The following is a 22,722-nucleotide window of genomic DNA, read 5'->3' as shown; positions in this document are numbered from 1 at the left end:
GATGAGCGACGTCAGCGGCACGAATCCCGAACAGCCGGTCGCCCCGGACGAGCCGGTGATCGCGCCCGCCGACGTCGTCATCCCCCCACCCCCGCCGGAGACGCCGATCCCCGAGGGGCTGTTGACGCCTCCTCCGGCGCCGGACGAGGCGCCCGACCCGGCCGGGACGGATGCCGTCGCCCCGGCGACTCCGCCGCTGACCCGGCGCCGCGCCGCCGAAGGGTCTCGGCCCACTCCCGCCATCCTCGAGGGCGACCAGCCGGCCGCCGCCGCCGACGACTGGTCGGAGCCGTCGGTGGCGCCGGACGTGCCCACCTCGGGCGGCTATCGCGGCCTCACGGTCGCGATATACGCGTTCCTCTTCCTGCTGCTGGCCGCCGCGGTGGTCACGCTCGTCCTGCTGATCAGCAGTGGAACCTTTCCCTTCATGGCCGTCGGAGCGGGTGCCGCACCCGGCCCGGGCGTCGCGCTTCTCCTGACATAGGGCCTCTTCGGCGGAACGCCGGGCAACGGCGCCTCGGCTGCCGGCGTGCGCTTCGGAAGGAGATGTGCGCTTCAGAAGGACGTATCGGCGCCCTGCATCCTTCTCAGGTGCACTTCTCCGTGGCTGGTGCTCGGCGTGTGCTGGCGCGTCGGCTGCCGGCGTGGGCCTGACACGGGGCTGCCGGCGTGCGCTTCAGAAGGAGGTGTGCGCTTCAGAAGGACGTATCGGCGCCCTGCATCCTTCTCAGGCGTACTTCTCCTTGCCTGGTGCTCGGCGTGCGGTGGTGCAGCTGGCGCGGGTCAGGCGTCATGGCCCGGCCCGAAGCCGCGGCCGAAGCGCCGATCGAATCCGTGCCCGGGGAATCCGTGCCCATCGAATCCGTGCCCGGGGAATCCGTTCCCACGGAATCCGTGCCCACGGAATCCGTGCCCGGGGAATCCGCGCCCGTGCGCGTGCGGGCCGAAGCCGCGGCGTCGGCGGGGGAGAGGCGTCTCCTCGTCCCAGCCGAACGCGCGGGCGATCTTCTCGAGCGACGCGAGCGTGGTCGCCATCTCCTCGTCGGAGACGGCCGCGGAGACCTTCGCGCGGATGCCGTCGACGACGGTGCCGAGCCGTTCCTTGGCTGCCCGGCCCTCGTCGGTGAGCGTCCAGCCGTCCCCGTCGCGGGCGACCCAGCCGCGCTCGATGAGGCTGTGCAGCTTGTGCCGGTGCAGCGGACGATCGGTCGTGACCGTTCCGTCGACGGCGTTGAGCATCCGCCAGTCGCGGCGGGTCGCCCGCTCGGTCTCGAAGGCGGCGGCGAACTCGGCGGCCATCAGGCGGTCGGCTGCTTTGAGCCAGAAGCCGAACGGGCGAGAGGTGTTCTGAGAGTTCTGTGTGTCGGTGGTGTTCATGATGATCCTTGGATGTCAGTGGACATGTGCTTGTCACATGTCATGTATATGCACTATGACATGCAAACAGAGTCCATGTCAAGTTGCATGTAAAATCGTCCTGTGACCTCCGAGCCCCGCGACCCCGCCGACGCCATCGCCCACGCGCTTTCGCGTCTACGCGGGCGGCGTCCCGGTGAGCACGGCGATCACGCGCCGTTCGGCCGCCGCGGCCACCCCGGCATGCCGCCGTGGATGGCCGATCCGTCGGGACGCCCCGGTGGGCCGGCCCGCATCCGGATGCTGGAGGCGCTGGCCGCGGCATCCGCTCCCCTCAGCGTCAGCGCCCTCGGCGAGGCGATCAGCGTCGATCAGCCGCGGGCGTCACGGCTCGTCCAGCAGGGGGTCGACCGCGGCGTCGTGCGTCGCGAGGCCGACCCCGACGATGCACGTCGCACCCGCATCGCGCTCACCGATGACGGGCGCCGGTTCGTGCGCGGCATGCGCGGCGAACGACGCGAGATGCTGTCGCGGGCGCTGGCCGCCTTCACCGAAGACGAGCGCATCGAGCTCGCCCGGCTGCTCGACAAGCTCGCCGACAACTGGCAGCGCTGAGCCCGCGGTCAGCGCGCGGCGAAGTCGAGCGACGGCTCGTCGTCGACCGAGAGCGACAGCACGACGGTCTCGATGGCCTCGTGCGCCTCGATGCGCCGCTCGACGTCGCGCAGACGGCGTGCGACATCGTGCTCGCGCGCATCGCCGGCGAGGTCGACCTCGGCGACGAGGAACAGCCGGTTGGGTCCGACGTACTCGATGTGCAGGTAGGTGATGCGCTCGATCTCGGGAAGGGCGAGCAGCGCGGCGCCGACCCGGGCTCGGAGCGCCGGGGCCGCGGTCGTCCCGACCAGGAACTGGATGTTGCGTCCGATCAGGATGATCGCGACCACCCCGAGGAGCACGCCGACGGCGATCGACCCCACCGCATCCCATGCGGCCACGCCCGTGACCTGATGCAGCAGGATCGACCCGCCGGCGATCACCAGACCGACCAGGGCGGCGGCGTCTTCGAAGAACACGGCGCGAAGGGTGGTGTCGCTGGTCTCGAGCACGAAGTCCCACGTCGACGAGCCGCGCTCCTTCGCGAGGCGGCGCGATCGCACCATCGCCTGCGTGAACGAGGCCCCTTCGAGGACGAACGCGACGCCCAGCACGATGTACGCGATCACCGGGCTCTCGACCGGGCCCGTCTCGGAGAGCTCCTGGATGCCGTGCATGATCGACACGATCGACCCGGCGGTGAAGATCCCGAACGCGGCGATGAGCGACCAGACGAAGGCGTTGCGACCGTATCCGAGCGGATGCCGGGCGTCTTTGCGCTGCGCGCCGCGGCGGTCGGCGATGAGCAGGAAGACCTCGTTTCCGGCATCCGCCCACGAGTGGGCCGCCTCGGCGACCATCGACGCCGACGAGGTGAGCGCGGCGGCCACCGTTTTCGCGATGGCCTCCAGGACGTTGGCGAGGAAGGCGATGAGCACGGTCACGCGGGCCACGCTACTCCGCGCGGCGAAGCAGACCGCATGCGACCGATGTACGGAGGTCTCGGCGCATCGCTCCTGCAGCACGCCACGGTCCGCGCCGTCGAGGCCGCCGAGGCGATCGGCATCCGTGAGATCCTCGTGCATGCCAAGACCGACGCCGTCGTCCCGTTCTACGAGCGTTTCGGCTTCACACGTTTCCCGGGCGAGGATCGCACGCTGTATCTGCTCCTCGGAGACGTGCGCGCGACGATCGTCTGACTCCGCGACTCAGCGCGGAGCCCGCACCGGAAGCAGCAGCAGGAACCCGGCGATCAGCACGATGACGATGCCCAGGATGCCGAACGCGGTCTGCCCTGTCAGTGCGATGAGCACGGTCCAGGCGCCCGAGGCGATCCAGCTCGCGGCGCGGCCGGTCGTCGCGTAGAGACCGAAGATCTCGCCCTCCCGGCCCGCCGGGGTGACGCGGGCGAGGAACGAGCGGGCGGCGGCCTGCGCGGGTCCGACGAACGCGCACAGGATGAGTCCGCCGACCCAGAACACCATCGACCCGGCGTCGCGGAGGAAGAACACGGCGAGACCGGCGACGACCATCGACCCGATCGACGCGAGAATGATGCGCTTCGGGCCGAGACGGTCGTCGAGGCGTCCGGCGGCGATCGTCGAGACGCCGGCGATGAGGTTGGCTGCGATGCCGAAGACGATGATGTCCTGCGTGCCGAAGCGGAACACCGAGGTGCCGATGATCGCGCCGAACGCGAAGACGCCGCCCAGGCCGTCGCGGAAGACGGCGCTCGAGAGGAGGTACCAGAACGTCGGACGCGTCTCGGGGTCGCGGTAGAGACCGGCGACGTCTTTCACCAGCAGCGGGTACGAGGCGAAGAACCCCACCTTCCGCTCCGGCCGGCCGAGCGACGGCTCCGGCACGTTCAGGAAGATCGGGATGCTGAAGGCGATGGTCCACACCGCGCACCCGACCGCGATCAGGCGGTAGGCGAGACCGTTGTCGGTCGACATCCCGAACCAGTCGAACGTGTCGAGAACGACGACGATCACCAGTGCGAGGATGCCGCCGAGGTACCCGAAGCCCCACCCGAGGCCCGAGATGCGGCCGATGTTCTTCGGCGTCGCGATGCCGATGAGCATGGCGTTCGAGTTGACGGCGGCGATCTCCTGGAACACGGTCGCGGCAGAGATGAGCGCGACGCCCAGCCAGAAGAGACTCGGGGCCGGCTCGACGAACCACAGCCCGAGCATGCAGAGCACCAGCGCCCCGGTGCCGATGCCGAGCCAGAGCTTCTGGCGTCCGGCGGCATCCGCCCGCTGGCCGAGCACCGGCGCGAGCAGCAGGATGCCGAACGCCGCGATCGTCGAACCGAGGCCGAGACCCGAGGTCAGCTCGGCGTCGGCGGCGACGCGCGCGGGGTCGGACGGATCGAGGCCGGCGACCTCGGCCGGAAGGAAGCCCTCGCCCACGAGGTACAGAGCGGTGAAGACGAAGGTGAGGATGACGGTGTTGAAGGGCTGCGTCGCCCAGTCCCACAGCGCCCACGAGTACACCTGCTTCCTCGGCGCGGGCGTCTCGCCGCGCAGTTCGAGGCCGAGCACCCCGACGGCTCCGCTGTTGGCGGTGGCAGCGGGCTCGGGAACGACCGGGCGAGATGGCTTCGTTGCGGAGGGCTCGTCGCTCATGGTCGAAAGTCTGGCGGTGCGCGGTGAACGGGCGGTGACGGCGCGCCGGGCGCGCAGCGCGGCATCATTCCGTGCGCAGCGGGCGCAGGGTGCGGGCGTAGTCCTCCTTGAGCACGGCGAGGTGCAGCCACGCCTCGATGCGGGTCACTCCGGGCAGCGCCCGCAGTCGCTCGAGGCTCGCGTACAGCGCGCCGGCCGACGGCTCGACGAGGGTCGCGACGGCGTCGAACCGGCCCAGCGTGCGCGCGGCGAAATCGACGCCTCGCCCGGCTCGGAGCGCGTCGACCACGGCCTCATCGTCGTCGCCGAGAGTCATCCCGACGCCCATCGAGAGCTGCCTGTGTGCGAGGCCACGGGCCTCCACGGCGCTGATCTTGATGACCCCGGCGTCGATGAGCCGCTGCACGCGCGTGGCGACGGCCGAGGGCGAGAGCCGCACCGCCTCGCCGAGAGCGCGGAAGCTCGTGCGGCCGTCGGACTGGAGGTGCTCGATGAGCGACTCGTCGATCGCGTCGAGCGTGACCCCGCCGTGGTACTCCGACACGAAGAACCCCTTGATCACGGTCGAGTAGATGATCGTGCTGATGTCGAGCACCCCGCCGATCGCGCGGATCACGGCGAGCAGGTCGTGCAGCTCCGACATCGACCCGACCCGGACCTCGGTCACGAGGTCGTGCGCGCCGCCGACGGCCGACACGAGCACGGTCTCGGCCATGTCGCGCAGGTGCTCGGCGACGACCTCGACGGCGCCGTCGGTGCGGATCGACACGTGCGCCAAGACGTGCTGACCGAGGAACACGGGGTCGACCGCGGCGACGACGCGGACGGTGCGGTCGCCGAGCAGCGCTCGCAGGCGCGCGGCGACGGCGGCCCTCGGATGCCCGAGCCTGAGGGAGAGGGTGCGGATGCTGGCGCGCCCGTCTTCCTGCAGCGCCCGGATGAGTTCGGCGTCGAAGTCCATGAGCGGTCGATCTCCCCAGTTTCCCCGGATGGCACGGATGCGGGTGCAGGAATCCAGTCTATCGGGACTTCGGGTTTCCAGCAGGGTCACTCATGTCGGCATTCTGAATCAGAACTCCAGTCAGGCTGCGCTCTCACTGGAGTTCTGCCCTTGCTCGGCCCGCCGGGTCGCCGTAGCATCCTTCGCTATCCGACCACCTTCCGCAAAGGAGCGGGCACCATGACCTCCACCCCGACCCCCGGCGTCCACAGCCGCGCCCGCCGCGCCGGCTTCGCCGCCTTCGTCGGCACCACCATCGAGTGGTACGACTTCTACGTCTACGCCACGGCCGCGGCCCTCGTCTTCGGTCCGCTGTTCTTCCCCAGCGGCGACCGCCTCGCCGAGACCGCCGCCGCGTTCGCGACCTTCGCCGTCGCGTTCCTCGTGCGCCCCCTCGGTGGCATCATCTTCGGTCACATCGGCGACAAGCTGGGCCGCCGGGTCTCGCTCGTCATCACGCTGCTGTTGATGGGCGCGGCGACCGTGCTCGTCGGCTGCCTGCCCACCTACGACAACATCGGCATCCTCGCCCCGATCCTGCTGATCCTGCTCCGTGCGATCCAGGGTCTCGCGGTCGGCGGCGAATGGGGCGGCGCGGTGCTCATGAGCGTCGAGCACGCGCCCGAGAAGTCGAAGACCTTCTACGGCGGATTCACGCAGCTCGGGAACCCGGCCGGCGCCCTGCTCGCGTCGGGCATCTTCGCGATCATGGCGCGAGGCGGCGACGACTTCATCATCGACGGCGGATGGCGCATCCCGTTTCTGCTGTCGATCGTGCTCATCGGCGTCGGCCTGTGGGTCCGCTACCGCGTCGAGGAGTCGCCGGTCTTCGAGTCGAAGATCGAGGGGCGCAAGCAGTCGATGCCCCTGGCGTTCGCGCTGCGCGCCAACTGGCGCCCGATCCTGCTCGGCATCGGCATCCTGCCCATCTCGACGGGCGGCTACTACCTCGCCACCACGTTCGCGACCGCCTACGCGACCGGCGAGCCCATCGCGATCAGCGAGCAGGTCATCCTCGACGCCATGACGATCGCGTCGTTCGTCGAGTTCGTCGTGACGCTGCCGGTCGCCTGGCTGGGCGACAAGTGGGGTCGGAAGAACGTCATGTACATCGGCCTCATCACCTCGGTGCTCACGTTCGCGCCCTTCCTGCTGATCATGCCCGGCCGCGTGGAACCGCTCATCTTCCTGTTCGCCTCGCTGGTGCGCATCGCGATGAGCGCGACCTACGCGCCGATCGCCGCGATTCTCGCGCAGATGTTCCGGCCGCAGGCGCGCTACACGTCGATCGCCCTCTCCTACGGCGTGGGCGCGGCGGTCTGGGCCGGCTTCTCGCCCTGGTTCGCGACGCAGCTCATCGCCTGGACCGGCAGCGTCTGGTCGGTCATCGCGATGTTCATCGGCATGGCGATCATCGCCGGCATCTGCACGCGTCTCGCGCCGCAGCACTCCGACGAGGCTCCGGTCACGGCGTCGTTCACCGCGCGCACCGACACGACCGCGAACCGGCTGCCCTGACCGGCGGGTCGCCGCCCCACCCCGACCGCATCGACAGCGAACAGGCCCATGAGAAAGCTCACTCCCTTCGACCGCTTCGCCCAGACGACGCCTCGCCTGATCACCGCCCGCGTGATCCACACGGCGGATGCCGCCGACAGCGCGGCGACCGCGATGCTCACCGACCGCGGGCGGATCGTCGCGATCGGCACGGTCGACGAGTGCGCGGCGGCGGCGGAGCGGGCGGGTCTGGCCGCGGAACGGATCGATCTCGGGGATGCCGTCGTCGTGCCGGGATTCGTCGACGCGCACGCGCATCCGCTGATGTTCGGGCAGATGATGACGTGGGTCGACTGCGGTCCGGAGAAGGCGCGGAGCATCCCCGAGATCGTCGCGCTGCTGAAGGCCGCGGCGGCCGAGGCGCCCGAAGGGCGGCCGGTGCGCGGATACGGCTACGAGCAGCGCAACCTCGCCGAGAAGCGGCATCCCACCCGGTTCGAGCTCGACGAGGTCTCGCGCGACCGCGAGGTGTACCTCATGAACGCCTCCGGCCACGGCGGGGTCGTGAACTCGTACACGCTCGATATCAACGGCGTCGACCGCGACACCCCCAACCCCGACGGCGGCGAGTTCTTCCGCGACGCCGACGGCGAGCTGACCGGCGAGCTTTCGGATGCCGCGTGCAACGTCCTCACCGGCGTGCACGGGGTGAAGATCGGCCATCACGGTCCGAACTTCCACCTCGCCGACGAGCCCGAAGAGCACCTCAGGCAGCTGGATGCCGCGACGCAGCGCTTCCTCGCGGGCGGCGTCACGTCGATCGGCGACTGCCAGGTCACCCGCCGCGAGTTCGACATGTACCTGCGGCTCGCCGAGGCCGGACGCCTCGAGCTGCGGGTGTCGATGTACCTGCTGTCGCACCTGCTCGACGAGGCGCTCGAGATGGGCCTGGTCGGACAGTTCGGCAACGCGCACCTGAGCTTCGCCGGCATCAAGTTCTACGCCGACGGCACGCTCGGCGGCTGGACCGCGTACTTCCCCGACGGCTACGTCGGCGATCCGTGCCGCACCGGACAGCTCTACCACGAGCCCGCCGACTACGCCGCGCTCATCGCGAAGGCGCACGCCGCGGGTCTCCAGACCGCCACCCACGCCCAGTCGCCCACGGCGATCGAGATGGTCGTGTCGGCGATCGAGGCGGCGCTCACCGAGCGACCGGATGCCGATGCTCGCCACCGCATCGAGCACTGCGGCCTGCCGACGCCCGAGCAGATCGCGCGCATGGCATCCGCCGGCATCCGACCCGTCAACCAGACCCAGCACTACTTCAACTGGGGCGAGGGCGTCGAGGAGGCGATCGGCACGCCGGGCGAGAGGTTCAACCCGCTCGGCGAGTTCGAGCGCGCGGGCGTGCCGATGACGATCTCGTCGGATGCTCCGGTCGCCGAACCCATCCCCCTCGAAGCCATCCAGACCGCTGTGACCCGCGTCACCCGCCGCGGGCACAGGCTCGGCCCCGACGACCTGCGGATCTCGGCGCTCGCCGCGCTGCGCGCCCACACGATCGAGGGCGCCGTGTCGATCGGGCGGGAAGACGACCTCGGCTCGCTCGAGGTCGGCAAGTACGCCGACTTCGCGGTGCTGTCGGACGACCCGTTGTCCGTCGCGCCCGAGGACATCGCGGCGATCACGGTGCACGAGACCTGGGTCGACGGCGAGCGGCGGCATCATGTCTGACGTGATGCCCGTGCCTGACGTGACCCCTGACTACTCCGACACCGCGGGACGAGCGGTGCTCGAGACCATCCGCGCCTACGGCGTCACGGCGGTCTTCGGCATCCCGGGCACGCACAACCTCGAGCTGTACCGGCCGCTGGCCGACCTCGGCATCCGCGCGGTGACGAACCGCCACGAGCAGGGCGCAGGCTACGGCGCCGACGGCTGGGCGCAGCAGACCGGCCTGCCGGGCGTCGTCATCACGACCTCGGGGCCCGGCCTTCAGAACGCGATGAGCGCGATCGGCACCGCTTTCTGCGAGTCGCGTCCGCTCATCGTGCTCTCGCCCGGTGTGCCGCTCGGTGCGGAGTTCGCCGACGTGGGCACCCTGCACGAGACGAAGGACGCCACGGCCATGGTCGGCGCGATCGCCGAATGGTCGCGCCGCGTCTCCTCGGCGGCCGAGGCGGTGGATGCCGTGCACGACGCGTTCACGCTTTTCCGCACCGGCCGCCCCCGCCCCGTCCACATCGAGATCCCCCTCGACGTGCTCGAGGCGCCGGCCGACGTGCCCGCCGAGGCGCGGCGCCCGCGCCCTCTCCCGGCGCGTGACGCGGGAGACCCGGACGCGCTCGCCGAGGCCGCGCGTCTCCTCGCATCGGCCGAACGACCCGTCATCGTCGCGGGCGGCGGATCGACGGATGCCGGCAACGAGCTCACCGCGATCGCCGAGCGCCTCGGCGCTCCCGTGCTCACGACCCTGAACGGGAAAGGGGTCGTCGACGAACGGCATCCGCTCTCGCTCGGCTCGAACCTGCGGCTCGCCGCCGCTCGCGCGGTCGCCGAAGACGCCGACGCACTGCTCGTCGTCGGGTCGAAGCTCGGCGAGGCGGAGCTCTGGGCGCCGCGACTCGAGGCGCGAGGCGCGGTCGTGCGGGTAGACATCTCGGCGGCGCAGCTCGACAAGAACCTCGGCGCGACCGTCGGCATCACGGGCGACGCCGCCGCCGTTACCGGCGAGCTGCTGCGCCTGCTGCCGACGGCGCGGCACCCGGCGCGCGACGTGACCGCCGAACGCTCCGCCATCGCCCGCGAGATGCGTGACACCGTGCCCGAGACCGTCGCGCTCGCCGAGATCATCGCCGACGCCCTGCCCGACGACGCGATCGTCGCGGGCGACTCCTCGCAGATCGTCTACATGGCGCTCGGCAGCGTCCTGCAGGCGCAGCATCCGCATTCCCTGCTCTACACGCCCACGTACGCGACGCTCGGCTACGGCCTTCCCGCGGCGATCGGCGCCCGGGTGGCGCAGACCGAGCGGCCGGTCGTCACGGTGATCGGCGACGGGGCGCTCATGTTCTGCGTCAATGAGCTGGTGACCGCGGTCGAGCAGCGCCTCGACCTGACCGTCGTGTGCGTCGACAACGGCGGGTACGCCGAGATCCGCCAGAACGAGATCGACCGCGGCATGGCGCCCGTCGGCGTCGATCTGGTGCAGCCCGACTGGGCGGCGCTCGCCACCGCCTTCGGTGCCACCGGCCGCCGCGTCGAGCGAGCCGACGACATCGCCCGCACCATCCGCACCGCCATCGACGAGGGCGGCGTGCAGCTGATCCACATCCCGACGAACAGGAAAGACTGATGACCGACACCGTGGGACCCATCGACGCCTCCGTGAACCCCCGCTACTCCGGCATCGCGACGTTCGCACGCCTTCCGCGCATCGAGGACGTGCCGCGGGCCGACATCGCCGTCGTCGGCATCCCGTTCGACTCGGGGGTGAGCTACCGCCCCGGCACGCGCTTCGGTCCGTCGCACGTGCGGGAGTCGTCGCGCCTGCTGCGCCCGTACAACCCCGCGCAGGACGTCTCGCCGTTCGCCCTCGCCCAGGTGGTGGATGCCGGCGACATCCCGGTCAACCCGTTCGACCTCACCGAGGCGGTGACCGAGGTCGAGCGCGCCGCCACTGCGCTCGGCGAGCAGGTGCAGCGCATCGTCACCATCGGCGGCGACCACACGGTGGCGCTGCCGCTGCTGCGGGCGGTCGCCGCGAAGCACGGCCCGGTCGCGGTGCTGCACTTCGACGCGCACCTCGACACGTGGGACACCTACTTCGGTGCGCCCATCACGCACGGCACCCCGTTCCGCCGGGCGAGCGAGGAGGGGCTGATCGATCTCACCGCCAGCTGCCACGTCGGCACCCGCGGACCCCTCTACTCCAAGCAGGACCTCGAGGACGACGCCCGCCTGGGCTTCTCGATCGTGTCGAGCGAGTACATCGAAGAGCACGGGGTCGAGGCCGGCATCCGGCGCATCCTGCAGCGCATCGGTGACAAGCCCCTCTACGTCTCGATCGACATCGACGTGCTCGACCCCGCGCACGCGCCCGGCACGGGAACGCCCGAGGCCGGTGGTCTCACGAGCCGCGAGCTGCTGCGGATGCTCCGGGCGCTCGGCTCGCGGAGCATCGTCGGCGCCGACGTCGTCGAGGTGTCGCCCGCCTACGACCACGCGCAGATGACGGGCATCGCCGCCAGCCACGTCGTGTACGAGCTCGTGACCCTGCTCGCCGCGCAGCTCTCGCGGTAGTCGGGACCGATATACCGGAATGCAATGTTGGCTCCGGTCCATCAATCCTCCCCCCGCACCCACGGATGCCGCTAGGGTCCGAGCGAGTCGGCATTCTGCCGACGGGGGTGGCCGCGACGGCACCTCCGATCTACGGGAGGAGATCCATTGTCCATTCGACGTGACCGGAGCACGACTCCGGTGCGAGGGCTCGCGGCCGTGGGAGGCATTCTCGCCTGCGCCGCCCTCATGCTCACACCGTCCTTCGCCGGAGCAACGACCGGAGCCACGACCGATGTGCCGGACGACGCGCAGATCATCGGGGCCGGATCGGCGGGTGCGGTCGCCGACGAGTACATCGTCGTGCTCGAGCCGCAGTCGGCGATCGGAGCGGCGCAGGACATCGCCTCTGCGCTGACCGAGGCCGTCGGAGGCGAGCTGCTCGACGTCTTCAACACGGCGATCGACGGCTACTCCGCCACGCTCACCGAAGACGAGGCTCTCGCGATCGCCGCCGATCCCCGCGTCTCCTCGGTCGAGCAGGTGCAGCGCGTGCACGCCCTCGCCGAGCAGGTCTCCCCGCCCGACTGGGGCGCCGACCGCATCGACCAGCGCGACCTGCCGCTGAACCAACGCTTCGCGTACCCCGATTCGGCGGGCGAGGGCGTCAACGTGTACGTCGTCGACTCCGGCATCCGCCGCACGCACGCGGAGTTCGCCGGCCGCATCCGTCCCGGGTTCGACGCGCTGACCACCGGCGGCGACGCGAGCGACTGCAACGGTCATGGCACGCATGTCGCCGGGACCGCCGTCGGCTCGACATACGGCATCGCGAAGAAGGCGACCGTGTACCCGGTCAAGATCCTCGACTGCCGCGGCGACGGCGACACCACCGGCATCCTGCGGGCGGTCGAATGGATCTCCGAGAACGCGCAGAAGCCGGCGGTCGTGAACTACAGCGTCGGATGCCGGAGCGCCTGCTCGAGCCCGGCGCTCGACCAGGCCGTGAAGAACCTCGTCGCGTCCGGCGTGAGCTGGGTGCAGGCGGCGGGGAACTCCAACGACGACGCGTGCCGCTACAGCCCGCAGCTCGTGCCCGAGGCGGTCACGGTCGGCAACACGACCCGCACCGACCAGAAGAACGCGTCGAGCAGCTGGGGGCGCTGCCTCGACATCTGGGCGCCCGGCACCGAGATCACCTCCTCGTGGTTCACGGGAGACACCGCGGCGGCCACCGCGACGGGAACGTCGATGGCCTCGCCGCACGTCGCCGGAGCCACCGCGCTGTACCTGGCCGCGAACCCCTCGGCCACCCCGGCGCAGGTGCACGCCGCGCTCGTCGACAACGCGACGCCGAACAGGATCGGCGGGCTGGATGCCGCGTCCCCGAACCGGCTGCTCTTCACGGGGTTCCTCAACGGCCCCACCACGCCGACGCCGACGGCGGTCGACCTCGCGGCCGTCGCCGATCAGAGCGGCACGGTCGGCACGGCGGTCGACCTCACCGTGACGGCGTCGGGAGGCACGAAGCCCTACGCGTTCTCGGCGAGCAGCCTGCCCGCCGGCGTGGCTCTCGACGCCGGGACCGGTCGGATCACGGGAACGCCCACCACGGCCGGCAGCTTCACCGTGACGGTGACCGTGCGCGACAGCGCGAGCCCCGCCACGACCGACACGGTCACCTTCACGTGGCGGGTGGCCGCGGCACCGACGACGCCCCCGAGCACGTGCACCGGCACGCCGGTGAGCACGGGCACGCTCACCGTCGGTCAGCAGGCGACGTCGCCGACGTTCTCGCGCACCGCGTCGGGCACGATCCAGGTGTGCCTCGACGGGCCGACGGGCGCCGACTTCGACGTGTACCTCCAGAGGAACTACTCGTTCCTGGGGTGGATCACCGTGGCGCAGGGCACCTCCACGCGCCCCGATGAGCAGCTGAGCCACTCGGCGAGCTCCGGCACGTACCGGGTCGTCGTGCGGGCCGACTCCGGCTCCGGGCCGTACACCGCGACGGTCCGGTAAGAGGGGGTGACGGATGCCGCAGGGGCGTGCCCCTGCGGCATCCGACTTCGCGCAGCGCCGATACTCTGGAGGGACGCCACCCGAGGAGATCCGTGTTCCGCGCACCCGACCGCCTGTTCCGCACCCTCGCGATCGCGGAGGCGATCACCTGGACGATCCTGATCGGCGCGATCATCGCCCGTGCCGTCGGTGCGTCCGGCGTCGTGGTGACGGTGGGCGGCGGCATCCATGGTCTCGTGTTCCTCGCCTATGCCGCCACCGCGATCCTCGTCGGGCTCAACCAGCGGTGGCACCTCGGCGTCGGTGTCGTGGCGGTCGCCAGCGCGATCGTGCCCTACGCCACGATCCCGACCGAGATCTGGCTGCACCGCAGCGGTCGGCTCCGCGGGGCCTGGCGTCTCGACGAGACCGACGATCCGCGTGATCGCCGGTGGCACGACCGGCTGATGCGCTGGTTCCTGCGCCGCCCCGCGATGCTGGCCGCGCTCCTCGTGCTCGGCATCGTCGCCCTCTACGTGATCCTGCTGCTCATCGGTCCGCCCGGCGGCAAGTGAGCGACGGCCGTCGTGGCATTCTCATAGCGGTCGACCACGAGGTCGACGAGCGCCGTCGGCACGCTGCCGCCGTCGAGCAGCGGCAGCGAGATCTCCCGTCCGGCCGCCTGCCGCTCGGCGAGGTCGAAGAAGTATCCGCGCGCGAGCAGGTAGGTCGAGACGACGGCATCCGGATGAGCGGCGAGAGCGGTCGGCAGATCGGGCTGCCGCGCGGCGAGATAGGCGAGTTCGACGCGACGGTCGAGCTGCTCGGCCAGCAGTGCGGCCATGCCCTCGGCATCGTCCCGTGATCGCGGGTCGCGGGAGCCGGCGATCACCAGGACCACAGGGGCGCCGGTCGACGCGGGCAGACGCTCGGCGAGCACCGCGGTCAGTCGCGGGTCGGGGCCCAGCGGCGCCGTGACGACGGCATCCGCTCGCCCTTCGACCATGCCGTGCAGGTCGTGGTGCACGTGGAAGCCGCGGGAGAGGAGGAGGGGCACGACGACGACCGGTCCGTCGACCGCCGCCAGGGCGTCGACGGCATCCGGCTGCTGCACGTCGACGAAGGCCGCGCGCACCTCCACGTCGGGGAGTCGGGCGGCGACGGCCGCGACGAGATCGGCGATCGCGCGGGCGCCGTCGCGGTCGGACGTGCCGTGCGAGACGGCGAGCAGGGTGGGCCGAGGCATGCCGCGACTCTAGAGCGCGCGTGTGACGCCCGTGTTTCACACACGAGGAGGACGGATGCTGACGCTCTGTGACCCCCCATGACGCTCTGTGTCGGGCGCGTCGCGCGAGCGGGAACGATGTCAGTAGCGTGCAGTCGCGGTCATTCCGACCGACGATCCCGCACACCCGAGGACCTCTTCCATGCATGCATCCCGAGCACGGCGCAGCGGTGCGCTCGTCATCACGGCCGGACTGGCCTTCGGCCTCAGCGCCTGCGCCATCTCGGCCGACGGCGCGAGCAGCGGCTCCGGCGACGACCAGACGCTCACGTTCTGGAGCTACTACCAGGGCACTCAGGCCGACTGGCTGCAGAAGCAGGCCGACGTGTTCGAGAAGAACAACCCCGGCGTGACGGTCGACATCGTCGAGACGGTCGGCGACCAGCAGGACCAGAAGCTGCTCGCCTCGGTCGCGACGGGCGACACCCCCGACCTGTTCATCAACAACATCGTCGTCGACTACCCGACCCTCGTCGCGGGCGGCGTCACGGCCGACCTCACCGAGTACTGGGAGGGCTTCGCCGACAAGGATCAGTTCGCCGAGTCGGCGGCCTGGTCGACCGACGACAAGGTCTACAACCTGCTGCCGTTCACGAACCTGATCGGCCTCTACTACAACCAGGACATCCTGACCGAGGTCGGCATCGACGCCCCGCCGACCACGCTCGACGAGCTGCAGGCCGACCTCGAGGCCGTCAAGGCCCACGGGCAGTACCAGGGCATCGCCCTGTCGGGCGCCCCGACGGTCGAGGGGGCGTGGCTGTTCGCGCCCGAGCTGCTCGGCCTCGGCATCGACTACTGCAACTTCGAGGGGCCGGAGGTGGAGGCCGCGTTCCAGCGCGCCGAGACCTGGGCCAAGGCCGGATACACCCCGCAGGCGACCGCGACGTGGGACCAGAACGACTCGTGGCAGCAGTTCGCGACCGGCGACTACGCCTTCGGCATCAACGGCAACTGGCAGCTCGGCAATGCGGCGGAGGCGTCGTTCGCCTGGGGCACGACGCAGTACCCGGCACCGGCCGGCGGCGAGAGCATCGTCTACCCCGGCGGTGAGGGCTTCGGCATCGGCGCGAACTCCGACAAGAAGGACCTCGCCTGGAAGTTCCTCGAGGAGGCGGTGCTCACCCCCGAGGCGGGCGAGTCGATCTTCGAGATCGCGGGCTCCATCCCGGTGCGCGCGGACGTCGCCGAGCTGCCCGCCATCAAGGAGAACGTCGCCGTGCAGCCGTTCGTCGCCGCGGCGCAGACCTCGGGCTCGTGGCCGAAGAACGAGAACACCGCCAACATCCAGAAGGCGCTGGGCGAGGCGGTCTCGAGCGTGATCTCGGGGCAGACGACGGCGGCGGATGCCAGCGCGACGGCGATCGCCGACATCGCGGCCGCGATCGAGGACGGCGGCGGCGGCTGCTCGTGAGCTCCTTCGCTTCCGTGACCGATGCGGGGCGCCCCACCGGGCGCCCCGCGTTCGCGCGCGCCCTCGCCCGCACGCCTCTCTGGTTCCTGGTCCCCGCGATCGGACTGCTGTCCGGGTTCGCGCTCTACCCGCTCATCGTGCTCGTCCGGATGGCCCTGAGCGACGTCGGCCCCACGAACATCGTGGGGGAGTGGCCCTTCACCGGGCTGGAGAACCTCGCCGCCGTGCTGTCCGACGACGAGATCTGGCTGGCCCTGCTGCGCACGATCGGCGTGGCCGCCGTGCTGCTCGTGTCGAATTTCCTGCTCGGCTTCGTGGGGGCGTCGATCCTGTCGGTCGGCGGACGCGTGACCGAGACGGTCCTCGCAGTGATGGTGTTCGTGTGGGCGCTGCCCCCGATCGTGGCCGGAAGCGCGTTCTCGTTCCTGCTCGACGACCGCGGACCGGTCAACGACGCGCTCGGTGTGCTCGGCATCCCTCCGGTCTCGTGGCTGAGCTCGCCCGACCTGGCTCTGTGGTCGGTGACGGGAATCATCGCCTGGGCCGCACTGCCCTTCTCCGTCCTCGTCATCCGCGGCGCGCTGCTCGCCGTCCCGCACGACCTGCTCGAGGCCGCGGCCCTCGACGGCGCGGGGTATTGGCGCACCCAGGCGCGGATCGTGCTGCCGCAGCTGCGTCCGACCCTCGGCATCCTGGCCATCCTCACCGTGCTCTACGCGTTCAAGAGCTTCGACTTCTTCTACGTGACCACGCAGGGCGGACCGGGCACGACGACGAACACGCTGCCCGTGCTCGCGTACAACACGGCGTTCTCGGGGTTCGAGATGAGCACGGGCGCGACGATCGCGCTCGTGTCGATGCTCGCGGTCGCGATCTTCGCCGTGCCGTACATCCGCGCCGTCCGGCGGGAGGAGCACGCGTGATCAGCCGCCCCACCCGCACCCTGTTCCGGGTGCTCGCCGTTCTCCTGGGCCTGGCCTATCTCCTGCCGCTGCTGTGGATCGTGCTGACGTCGCTGAAGACCAAGCAGCAGGTGCTCGAAGACCCGAACGCCGTGGTGTTCACCCCGACACTCGACACGTATGCGAACGTCATCGGCGACGGGATCGGCGCGATCCTCACCTCGGTGCAGATCGGTGTCGGCGTGACCGTGGTGACGCTCCTGATCGCCGTCCCCGCCGCTGCGGCGCTCGCCCGCCGCGTCTCGCCGGGATGGAACCGCGTGATCACCGTGTTCCTCGCCGCCCTCCTCGTGCTGCAGATGGTGCCGCAGCCCATGACGGTCATCCCGCTGTACAGCGTGCTCGCGTCGTGGAAGCTGCTGGGCAGCCTCGGCGGGGTCATCGTCGCCGACATCGCGCTGCTGCTGCCGTTCGCGATCATGCTGCTGCGCCCCTTCGCGCTCGCGATCCCCGGCGCGCTGTACGAAGCGGCCGAGCTCGACGGCGCGGGGCGCTGGCGCACGTTCCGCTCGCTGACCGTGCCGCTGCTGGGCAACGGCATCCTGACCGTCGTGTGCATCGTCTTCATCTCCGCCTGGGGAGAGTTCGTGTACGCGATCAACTTCCTGCCCCAGGGAGTCGTGCTGCCGGTGAGCGGGCTGCTCGCGCAGCAGAACTCCACCTACTCCGCCGAGTGGAACAGTCTCATGGCCCTCGCCGTGATCACCTCGCTTCCGCTCCTGCTGCTCTTCGTCGTGTCGCAGCGACGTCTGATCGCCGGGCTGTCGCTCGGCGCGGTGAAATGACCGTCGAGATGAGAGACCATGCCTGAACTGCCCCCCGACCTGCTCCAGCGCCTGCGCGAGGGCGCGGCCCTGCGCGACCAGGCCCGCGAGCTGCCGCACGCCGAGATCCGCGAACTGCTCGCCGAACGCTTCGCCAGCGCCCGCGTCCCGGCCGCCTCGGGCGGCGAGGGCGTCGATCTCGCCACCCTCTTCGCGCGCCTGATCGACCTCGCCGCAGCCGATTCGAACGTCGCCCACGTGTTCCGCGGTCACCTCGCGGTCATCGAGCAGCAGTGGTTCGAGCCGGATGCCGCGCGGCGCGACGCCTGGTACGAGCGGGTGCTCGCGGGCGATCTGGTGGGCAACGCCCAGTCCGAGCAGACGGCGACGTCGGACCTCGCGACGACGCTGACCTCGGTCGACGGCGAGCTGCGGCTCAACGGCCGCAAGTACTACACGACGGGCAGCATCTACGCCGACTGGATCGATCTGTCGGCGCGCTATCTCGACGAGGACCACCAGGTCATCGTGTCGACCCGCACGCCCGGGGTCGAGTCGATCGACGACTGGGCCGGTTTCGGGCAGCGCCTCACGGGCAGCGGCACGACGGTGTTCACCGACGTCGTCGTCGACCCCGGGCTCGTGCGGCCCTACGCGCTCGACGACGACGGCTTCCGGCATCCGTACCTGATGGGCTTCTTCCAACTGGTGCTGCTCGCGGTCGTGGCCGGCATCGGCCGGGCGGCCGTCGACGACGCGGTCGCCTTCGTGCAGCCGCGCCGCCGCATCTTCGGCTACGGGGGCGAGGCGTTCCCCCGCGAGGATCCGCTCGTGCAGGCGGTCGTCGGTCGGCTGTCGTCGACGGCGTTCGCCGCGCGCGCGACGGTGCTCGAAGCCGCCCGCTCGCTCGATGCGGCCCTCGACGGATACCGCGCCGGCGCTCCGGACGCCGCCGCCTTCACCCGTGCGCAGCTCGACGTCTACCGCGCCCAGCAGACCGTGCTGCCCGCGGTGATCGAGGCGACGGCCGAGCTGTTCGAGGTGGGCGGCGCCTCGTCGGTCGACACGGGCCGCGGCCTCGACCGGCACTGGCGCAACGCTCGCACGATCGCCACGCACAACCCGTCGGTGCAGCGGCAGCGCGCCATCGGCGACTGGGAGCTGAACGGCGTGGTGCCCGCCTTCAACCGGCCGCAGCCGGGCGCGCGACAGGGGGCGGCGTCATGACGAAGCAGCTCGTCGTCAACCTGTTCGAGATGGCGACCCCGGGGCACATCACCCACGGCCTGTGGCGTCAGCCCGACAACCAGCGCGAGCGCTACGCCGACATCGCGTACTGGGTGGAGCTGGCGAAGATCGCGGAGGATGCCGGATTCGACGCGATCTTCCTCGCCGACGTCGTCGGCGCGTACGACGTCTACCACGGCAGCTTCGATCCGGCGCTCGAGCGGGGTCTGCAGATCCCGAACCTCGATCCGCTGCTGCTGGTGGCGGCCATGGCGGCGGTCACCGAGCACATCGGCTTCGGCGTCACCTTCTCGACCACCTACGAGCCGCCGTTCGCCTTCGCCCGCCGGATGGCCACGCTCGATCACCTGACGAACGGGCGAGTCGGCTGGAACATCGTCACCTCGTACCTTCCGAACGCGGCCAGGAACTTCGGGCTCGCCGACCAGATCCCGCACGACACGCGCTACGAGATCGCGGCCGAGTACATCGACGTGCTCTACAAGCTGTGGGAGGGGTCGTGGGACGACGACGCCGTCGTCGCCGACAAGGACGCCGGTCTCTACAGCCGGCCCGGCACCGTGCGCGCGATCGACCACGACGGCGAGCACTTCCGGGTCGCGGGTCCGCATCTGTCGGAGCCGTCACGGCAGCGGGTGCCCGTGCTCTTCCAGGCGTCCGCCTCGACCGCGGGCATCGCGTTCGCCGCACGGCACGCCGAGGTGCTCTTCACGGCGGATCGTCCGCCGGGGGCGCTCGAGCGCAACATCGCCGCGATCCGAGACGAGAGCGTCCGTCAGGGTCGCCGGGCCGACGACACGCGCTTCCTCGTGATGGCGACCGTGATCGTCGCACCCACCGAAGACGAGGCGCGCGCGAGGTACGAGGAGTACCGCACCTACCGCGACACCGAGGGGCCGTTCATCCACATGAGCGTGCCGTTCCATCCGCTGCAGCATCCGTCCGACATCACGGTGCGCGAGGCCCTTGAGCGTGAGGGGCGGCACGACGTGATCGCGGCCGGCGGCCTGCCGCTGCACCTGACGGTCGGGCAGTTCGCGAACGCCGTCGACGAGGCGTGGGACTCGCGGTTCCTCGTCGTGGGAGATCCGGGGCAGGTGGCCGATGCGATCGAACGCTGGCTCGACGAGGACGGCATCGACGGCATCAACCTGCGGCAGTACCACTCGTTCGACACGGCCAGGGACTTCGGTGAGCTGGTGGTGCCCGAGCTGCGGCGGCGGGGACGGATGCGCGAGGCGTACACGCCGGGGGAGACCCTGCGGGAGCGGATCTTCGGCGAGGGGCCGCGCCTGCCGGAGCGGCATCCGGCCGCCCGTTATCGCGGGGGCGCCAACCTCTAGGTTCGCGACAGAACCTTCTGCCTCAGCGGCGCCGCACGGGTTGCTGCAATTCGGTCACCCAGTCGGACTGGTTCTCCGACACTCGCCACGGTTTCACTGGACCCTCGTCCCACTGGATGGTGCATCTGCGGCTGCCGCAGCCGGTCGGACCGAGGCTCGCCGGGTGTGTTCCGGAATATTGGTTTGGGGGGCTGATCGGGGGTTTGAATGTCGGTGGTCCCTGGTTGAGTGGGTGTATGACGGGGCTGGCGGATGCGACGATCGAGCAGGTGAGCGCATTGGGTGCGGTCACTGACATGCTTGGGGGGATCGAGCAGACGATCAGCAGTCTGCAGGCGGTGCGCGATGGGGTTCTCGCGGTCGGGTCGCGGTTGGCGTTGCAGATCGCCGATGACGCGGATCACCCGGATAAAGGGGATCTGTCATTGCGGACGGTGGCGGCGGAGCTCGCGACGGCGTTGCGGGTGTCGGACCGGACGGTGCAGCGCCGGATGGCGGATGCGGTGTGGCGGGTGGAGCGCTTTCCGCTGGTGTGGGAGGCGCAGGGCGCGGGCCGGATCAGTGCCGGGCATGCCCGGGTGATCTGCGACGCGGGGGAGCATCTGGATGACCCGGCCGACCGGGACGCGTATTCGGCGGAGATGATCGGGGTCGCGGTGACGGAGTCCCCGAACCGGGTGGCGCGGCTGGCGCGCCGGATCGCGGAGAAGTATCAGGCGTGTCCGATCGAGGAGCGGCATGAGACGGCGCGGAAGGAGCGGGGCGTGTGGGTGAAAGACCGCGCGGATGGGATGGCGGAACTCGGCCTCCTCGGCCCCGCGGCGCTGGTGCACGGCGCGTTCGACCGGCTCACCCAGATGGCGAAGACCGTGCAGGAACAGTCCGTGCAGGCGGTGCAGGAACAGTCGGATGCTGAGGGGTCGGGCGATCCGCGCACGCTCGGGCAGATCCGGGCGGATCTCGCTTTGGATCTGCTTCTCACGGGTGCACCGGCGGGGCATGACACCGCTGACGGGCTGCTCGCGAACCTCACCGCAAGCGTTTCGGTGACCGTGCCGGTCATGACGTTGATGGGACAGGGCACCACACCGGCGGAGCTGAACGGCTGTACCCCGATCGACCCGGTGACGGCGCGGAAGCTGGCCGGGGCGGCACCCGGGTGGGACCGCATCCTCACCCACCCCATCACCGGAGCCCTCCTCACCGTCGACCGGTACCGGCCCAGCTCAGAACTGAAACGACACCTCCGGGCGAGAGATCAACGCTGCCGGTTCCCGACCTGCGGCTACCCACCGATCGACTGCGACATCGACCACCACCACGACGCAGCCCTCGGCGGCGCGACAACCCTGGGGAACCTCGGCCACCTCTGCCGCCGCCACCACACCCTCAAACACCACTCACCCTGGCACGTCGAACCCCTCACCGACGGGCTCTACGCCTGGACCAGTCCCACCGGGCGGGTCTACGTCGACAAACCCCCACCCGTGAACACCGTCACCTTCACCGAAGACGACACCCCCGCGCCCTTCTGACCCCGGTGGGCTCACGGGGCTGCGTCCACCACGATCATGTTCTTCGACAGCACTTCCTCGGCGACCGGGCCCACCGGCTCACCCTCGCAGGTCACGATCACCCACACCGAGTAGTCGGGCTCCACGAAGGCTCGCGCGGCCATGAAGTAGCCGAACCCGTTGAACGTGTAGCTGAACTGACGGTGCTCCACGACCGCGTCCGGATGCTCGTATCGCAGGAACCCTCCGTCCGTGAGCATCTCCGCCCCCAGGAAGTCTTCACCGGACTGCTGGGCGATGAGCGCATCCGTGGCCTCGCGGTCGTCCATGCCCCCGGCATCGCCCAGAACGCCGCCCCGGAACGCCGCCGTGCACGTGCCACGCACATTCGCATATGACCAGCGACCCGGATGATCGGAGGGGACGCTCACCCACCCGGCGTCTGCGATCAGCCCGTCGCCCCAGCTGATGTCGAATCCCTCCGCCAGCTCGGCACCGGCCGCGAACGTCACATCGCCGGAGTTCGAGCCCGCCGCCGAGTCCGCCGTCGAATCGGCCGTCGGATCGGGCGTCGGACGAGACGACGAGCTCCCCGACCCGTCGGATACCGGCAGGGCGGCGCAGCCCGACGAGACGCTCAGGGCCGCGATCGCGGCGAGGCACATCACGATGTGCCGAGCACGGCGACAGGAGGGGCGGGGAAGCGGGGCAACGGTGTGATCGGTCATGGTGGGCGAGCTTAGGCAGGCGCAGCATCCGCCCCATCTCACCCTGTGGATAACCTGCTCGTGACAAAGTTGAGCCGACTCATATCAAGGTAGTTTGAC

21 protein-coding genes are annotated in these 22,722 nt (G+C 70.5%); 15 read left to right on the top strand and 6 right to left on the bottom strand.

Annotation, left to right across the window (positions count from 1 at the left end; all coding sequences use genetic code 11):
• Nucleotide 1: 1 nt before the first annotated feature.
• The gene (locus AB3M90_RS09780) at nt 2-484 is read left to right on the top strand and encodes a hypothetical protein (RefSeq protein ID WP_412951765.1); all 483 of its coding nucleotides are present in this window, start codon (nt 2-4) and stop codon (nt 482-484) included.
• 299 nt (nt 485-783) lie between these two features.
• Here the strand turns inward: AB3M90_RS09780 and AB3M90_RS09775 are convergent, their stop codons facing one another.
• Nucleotides 784-1,377, bottom strand: a complete 594-nt coding sequence (locus AB3M90_RS09775) for a hypothetical protein (protein WP_412951764.1) — start codon at nt 1,375-1,377, stop codon at nt 784-786.
• A 102-nt stretch (nt 1,378-1,479) separates the two neighbouring features.
• Between AB3M90_RS09775 and AB3M90_RS09770 the strand changes: the two genes are divergently transcribed.
• A complete protein-coding gene (locus AB3M90_RS09770; protein ID WP_412951763.1) occupies nt 1,480-1,971 on the top strand; it encodes a MarR family winged helix-turn-helix transcriptional regulator in 492 nt (163 codons plus the stop codon).
• Between the two features lie 8 nt (nt 1,972-1,979).
• Here AB3M90_RS09770 and AB3M90_RS09765 read toward each other — a convergent pair whose 3' ends face one another.
• Nucleotides 1,980-2,897: a cation diffusion facilitator family transporter gene (locus AB3M90_RS09765; protein WP_412951762.1), complete on the bottom strand. Its 918-nt coding sequence runs from the start codon at nt 2,895-2,897 to the stop codon at nt 1,980-1,982.
• 36 nt (nt 2,898-2,933) lie between these two features.
• On the opposite strand from AB3M90_RS09765, the gene AB3M90_RS09760 reads away from it, so the two are divergent.
• Entirely contained in the window at nt 2,934-3,152 is a 219-nt protein-coding gene (locus AB3M90_RS09760) for a GNAT family N-acetyltransferase (RefSeq protein WP_412951761.1), read from the top strand.
• A gap of 9 nt (nt 3,153-3,161) precedes the next feature.
• Here the strand turns inward: AB3M90_RS09760 and AB3M90_RS09755 are convergent, their stop codons facing one another.
• Nucleotides 3,162-4,583: an MFS transporter gene (locus tag AB3M90_RS09755; RefSeq protein WP_412951760.1), complete on the bottom strand. Its 1,422-nt coding sequence runs from the start codon at nt 4,581-4,583 to the stop codon at nt 3,162-3,164.
• A 64-nt stretch (nt 4,584-4,647) separates the two neighbouring features.
• On the bottom strand, nt 4,648-5,544 hold the full coding sequence (locus AB3M90_RS09750) for an Lrp/AsnC family transcriptional regulator (RefSeq protein ID WP_412951759.1): 897 nt from the start codon (nt 5,542-5,544) through the stop codon (nt 4,648-4,650).
• Between the two features lie 219 nt (nt 5,545-5,763).
• Between AB3M90_RS09750 and AB3M90_RS09745 the strand changes: the two genes are divergently transcribed.
• From AB3M90_RS09745 to AB3M90_RS09720, 6 genes are all read left to right on the top strand, one after another.
• The gene (locus AB3M90_RS09745) at nt 5,764-7,101 is read left to right on the top strand and encodes an MFS transporter (RefSeq protein ID WP_412951758.1); all 1,338 of its coding nucleotides are present in this window, start codon (nt 5,764-5,766) and stop codon (nt 7,099-7,101) included.
• Between the two features lie 48 nt (nt 7,102-7,149).
• Nucleotides 7,150-8,817, top strand: coding sequence for an amidohydrolase (locus AB3M90_RS09740; RefSeq protein WP_412951757.1), 1,668 nt, complete (start codon nt 7,150-7,152; stop codon nt 8,815-8,817).
• Nucleotides 8,818-8,821: 4 nt separating this feature from the next.
• Nucleotides 8,822-10,438 (top strand): thiamine pyrophosphate-binding protein, encoded by a 1,617-nt coding sequence (locus AB3M90_RS09735; protein ID WP_412952683.1) that lies wholly within the window; start codon nt 8,822-8,824, stop codon nt 10,436-10,438.
• Nucleotides 10,438-11,385 carry an agmatinase gene (gene speB, locus AB3M90_RS09730; RefSeq protein WP_412951756.1) on the top strand — a complete coding sequence of 316 codons (948 nt, stop codon included), beginning with the start codon at nt 10,438-10,440 and terminating at the stop codon, nt 11,383-11,385. The genes AB3M90_RS09735 and speB overlap by 1 nt, the downstream gene beginning before the upstream one ends.
• A gap of 198 nt (nt 11,386-11,583) precedes the next feature.
• The gene (locus tag AB3M90_RS09725; RefSeq protein WP_412951755.1) at nt 11,584-13,386 is read left to right on the top strand and encodes a S8 family peptidase; all 1,803 of its coding nucleotides are present in this window, start codon (nt 11,584-11,586) and stop codon (nt 13,384-13,386) included.
• 92 nt (nt 13,387-13,478) lie between these two features.
• Nucleotides 13,479-13,940 (top strand): DUF3817 domain-containing protein, encoded by a 462-nt coding sequence (locus tag AB3M90_RS09720; RefSeq protein ID WP_412951754.1) that lies wholly within the window; start codon nt 13,479-13,481, stop codon nt 13,938-13,940.
• Here the strand turns inward: AB3M90_RS09720 and AB3M90_RS09715 are convergent.
• Nucleotides 13,898-14,611 carry a sirohydrochlorin chelatase gene (locus tag AB3M90_RS09715; protein WP_412951753.1) on the bottom strand — a complete coding sequence of 238 codons (714 nt, stop codon included), beginning with the start codon at nt 14,609-14,611 and terminating at the stop codon, nt 13,898-13,900. The genes AB3M90_RS09720 and AB3M90_RS09715 overlap by 43 nt on opposite strands.
• A gap of 181 nt (nt 14,612-14,792) precedes the next feature.
• Here AB3M90_RS09715 and AB3M90_RS09710 point away from each other — a divergent pair, with 181 nt between their 5' ends.
• The 6 genes from AB3M90_RS09710 (at nt 14,793) to AB3M90_RS09685 (ending at nt 21,916) form a co-directional block, all read left to right on the top strand.
• The gene (locus AB3M90_RS09710; RefSeq protein WP_412951752.1) at nt 14,793-16,064 is read left to right on the top strand and encodes an ABC transporter substrate-binding protein; all 1,272 of its coding nucleotides are present in this window, start codon (nt 14,793-14,795) and stop codon (nt 16,062-16,064) included.
• Entirely contained in the window at nt 16,061-16,987 is a 927-nt protein-coding gene (locus AB3M90_RS09705; RefSeq protein WP_412951751.1) for a carbohydrate ABC transporter permease, read from the top strand. The genes AB3M90_RS09710 and AB3M90_RS09705 overlap by 4 nt, the downstream gene beginning before the upstream one ends.
• On the top strand, nt 16,984-17,811 hold the full coding sequence (locus tag AB3M90_RS09700; protein WP_412951750.1) for a carbohydrate ABC transporter permease: 828 nt from the start codon (nt 16,984-16,986) through the stop codon (nt 17,809-17,811). Before AB3M90_RS09705 ends, AB3M90_RS09700 begins: the two co-directional genes overlap by 4 nt.
• Nucleotides 17,812-17,829: 18 nt before the next feature.
• On the top strand, nt 17,830-19,017 hold the full coding sequence (locus tag AB3M90_RS09695; RefSeq protein ID WP_412951749.1) for an acyl-CoA dehydrogenase family protein: 1,188 nt from the start codon (nt 17,830-17,832) through the stop codon (nt 19,015-19,017).
• Nucleotides 19,014-20,381, top strand: a complete 1,368-nt coding sequence (locus AB3M90_RS09690) for an NtaA/DmoA family FMN-dependent monooxygenase (protein ID WP_412951748.1) — start codon at nt 19,014-19,016, stop codon at nt 20,379-20,381. The genes AB3M90_RS09695 and AB3M90_RS09690 overlap by 4 nt, the downstream gene beginning before the upstream one ends.
• Nucleotides 20,382-20,617: 236 nt before the next feature.
• Nucleotides 20,618-21,916, top strand: coding sequence for an HNH endonuclease signature motif containing protein (locus tag AB3M90_RS09685; RefSeq protein ID WP_412951747.1), 1,299 nt, complete (start codon nt 20,618-20,620; stop codon nt 21,914-21,916).
• Nucleotides 21,917-21,927: 11 nt separating this feature from the next.
• Here the strand turns inward: AB3M90_RS09685 and AB3M90_RS09680 are convergent, their stop codons facing one another.
• Nucleotides 21,928-22,623, bottom strand: coding sequence for a hypothetical protein (locus tag AB3M90_RS09680; protein WP_412951746.1), 696 nt, complete (start codon nt 22,621-22,623; stop codon nt 21,928-21,930).
• Between the last annotated feature and the right edge of the window lie 99 nt (nt 22,624-22,722).

This window comes from Microbacterium martis, from assembly GCF_047246685.1.
Taxonomy (GTDB): Bacteria; Actinomycetota; Actinomycetes; order Actinomycetales; family Microbacteriaceae; genus Microbacterium.
The sequence above is the reverse complement of the archived record's forward strand: the minus strand, read 5'-3'. Positions and strand labels throughout refer to the sequence as shown.

Coding starts and splice junctions, on each gene's coding strand:
- AB3M90_RS09740 (WP_412951757.1), top strand. CDS start 7,150: ATGAGAAAGCTCACTCCCTTCGACCGCTTCGCCCAGACGACGCCTCGC.
- AB3M90_RS09755 (WP_412951760.1), bottom strand. CDS start 4,583: ATGAGCGACGAGCCCTCCGCAACGAAGCCATCTCGCCCGGTCGTTCCC.
- AB3M90_RS09775 (WP_412951764.1), bottom strand. CDS start 1,377: ATGAACACCACCGACACACAGAACTCTCAGAACACCTCTCGCCCGTTC.
- AB3M90_RS09715 (WP_412951753.1), bottom strand. CDS start 14,611: ATGCCTCGGCCCACCCTGCTCGCCGTCTCGCACGGCACGTCCGACCGC.
- AB3M90_RS09685 (WP_412951747.1), top strand. CDS start 20,618: ATGACGGGGCTGGCGGATGCGACGATCGAGCAGGTGAGCGCATTGGGT.
- AB3M90_RS09695 (WP_412951749.1), top strand. CDS start 17,830: ATGCCTGAACTGCCCCCCGACCTGCTCCAGCGCCTGCGCGAGGGCGCG.
- speB (WP_412951756.1), top strand. CDS start 10,438: ATGACCGACACCGTGGGACCCATCGACGCCTCCGTGAACCCCCGCTAC.
- AB3M90_RS09690 (WP_412951748.1), top strand. CDS start 19,014: ATGACGAAGCAGCTCGTCGTCAACCTGTTCGAGATGGCGACCCCGGGG.
- AB3M90_RS09745 (WP_412951758.1), top strand. CDS start 5,764: ATGACCTCCACCCCGACCCCCGGCGTCCACAGCCGCGCCCGCCGCGCC.
- AB3M90_RS09780 (WP_412951765.1), top strand. CDS start 2: ATGAGCGACGTCAGCGGCACGAATCCCGAACAGCCGGTCGCCCCGGAC.
- AB3M90_RS09735 (WP_412952683.1), top strand. CDS start 8,822: ATGCCCGTGCCTGACGTGACCCCTGACTACTCCGACACCGCGGGACGA.
- AB3M90_RS09760 (WP_412951761.1), top strand. CDS start 2,934: ATGCGACCGATGTACGGAGGTCTCGGCGCATCGCTCCTGCAGCACGCC.
- AB3M90_RS09750 (WP_412951759.1), bottom strand. CDS start 5,544: ATGGACTTCGACGCCGAACTCATCCGGGCGCTGCAGGAAGACGGGCGC.
- AB3M90_RS09710 (WP_412951752.1), top strand. CDS start 14,793: ATGCATGCATCCCGAGCACGGCGCAGCGGTGCGCTCGTCATCACGGCC.
- AB3M90_RS09680 (WP_412951746.1), bottom strand. CDS start 22,623: ATGACCGATCACACCGTTGCCCCGCTTCCCCGCCCCTCCTGTCGCCGT.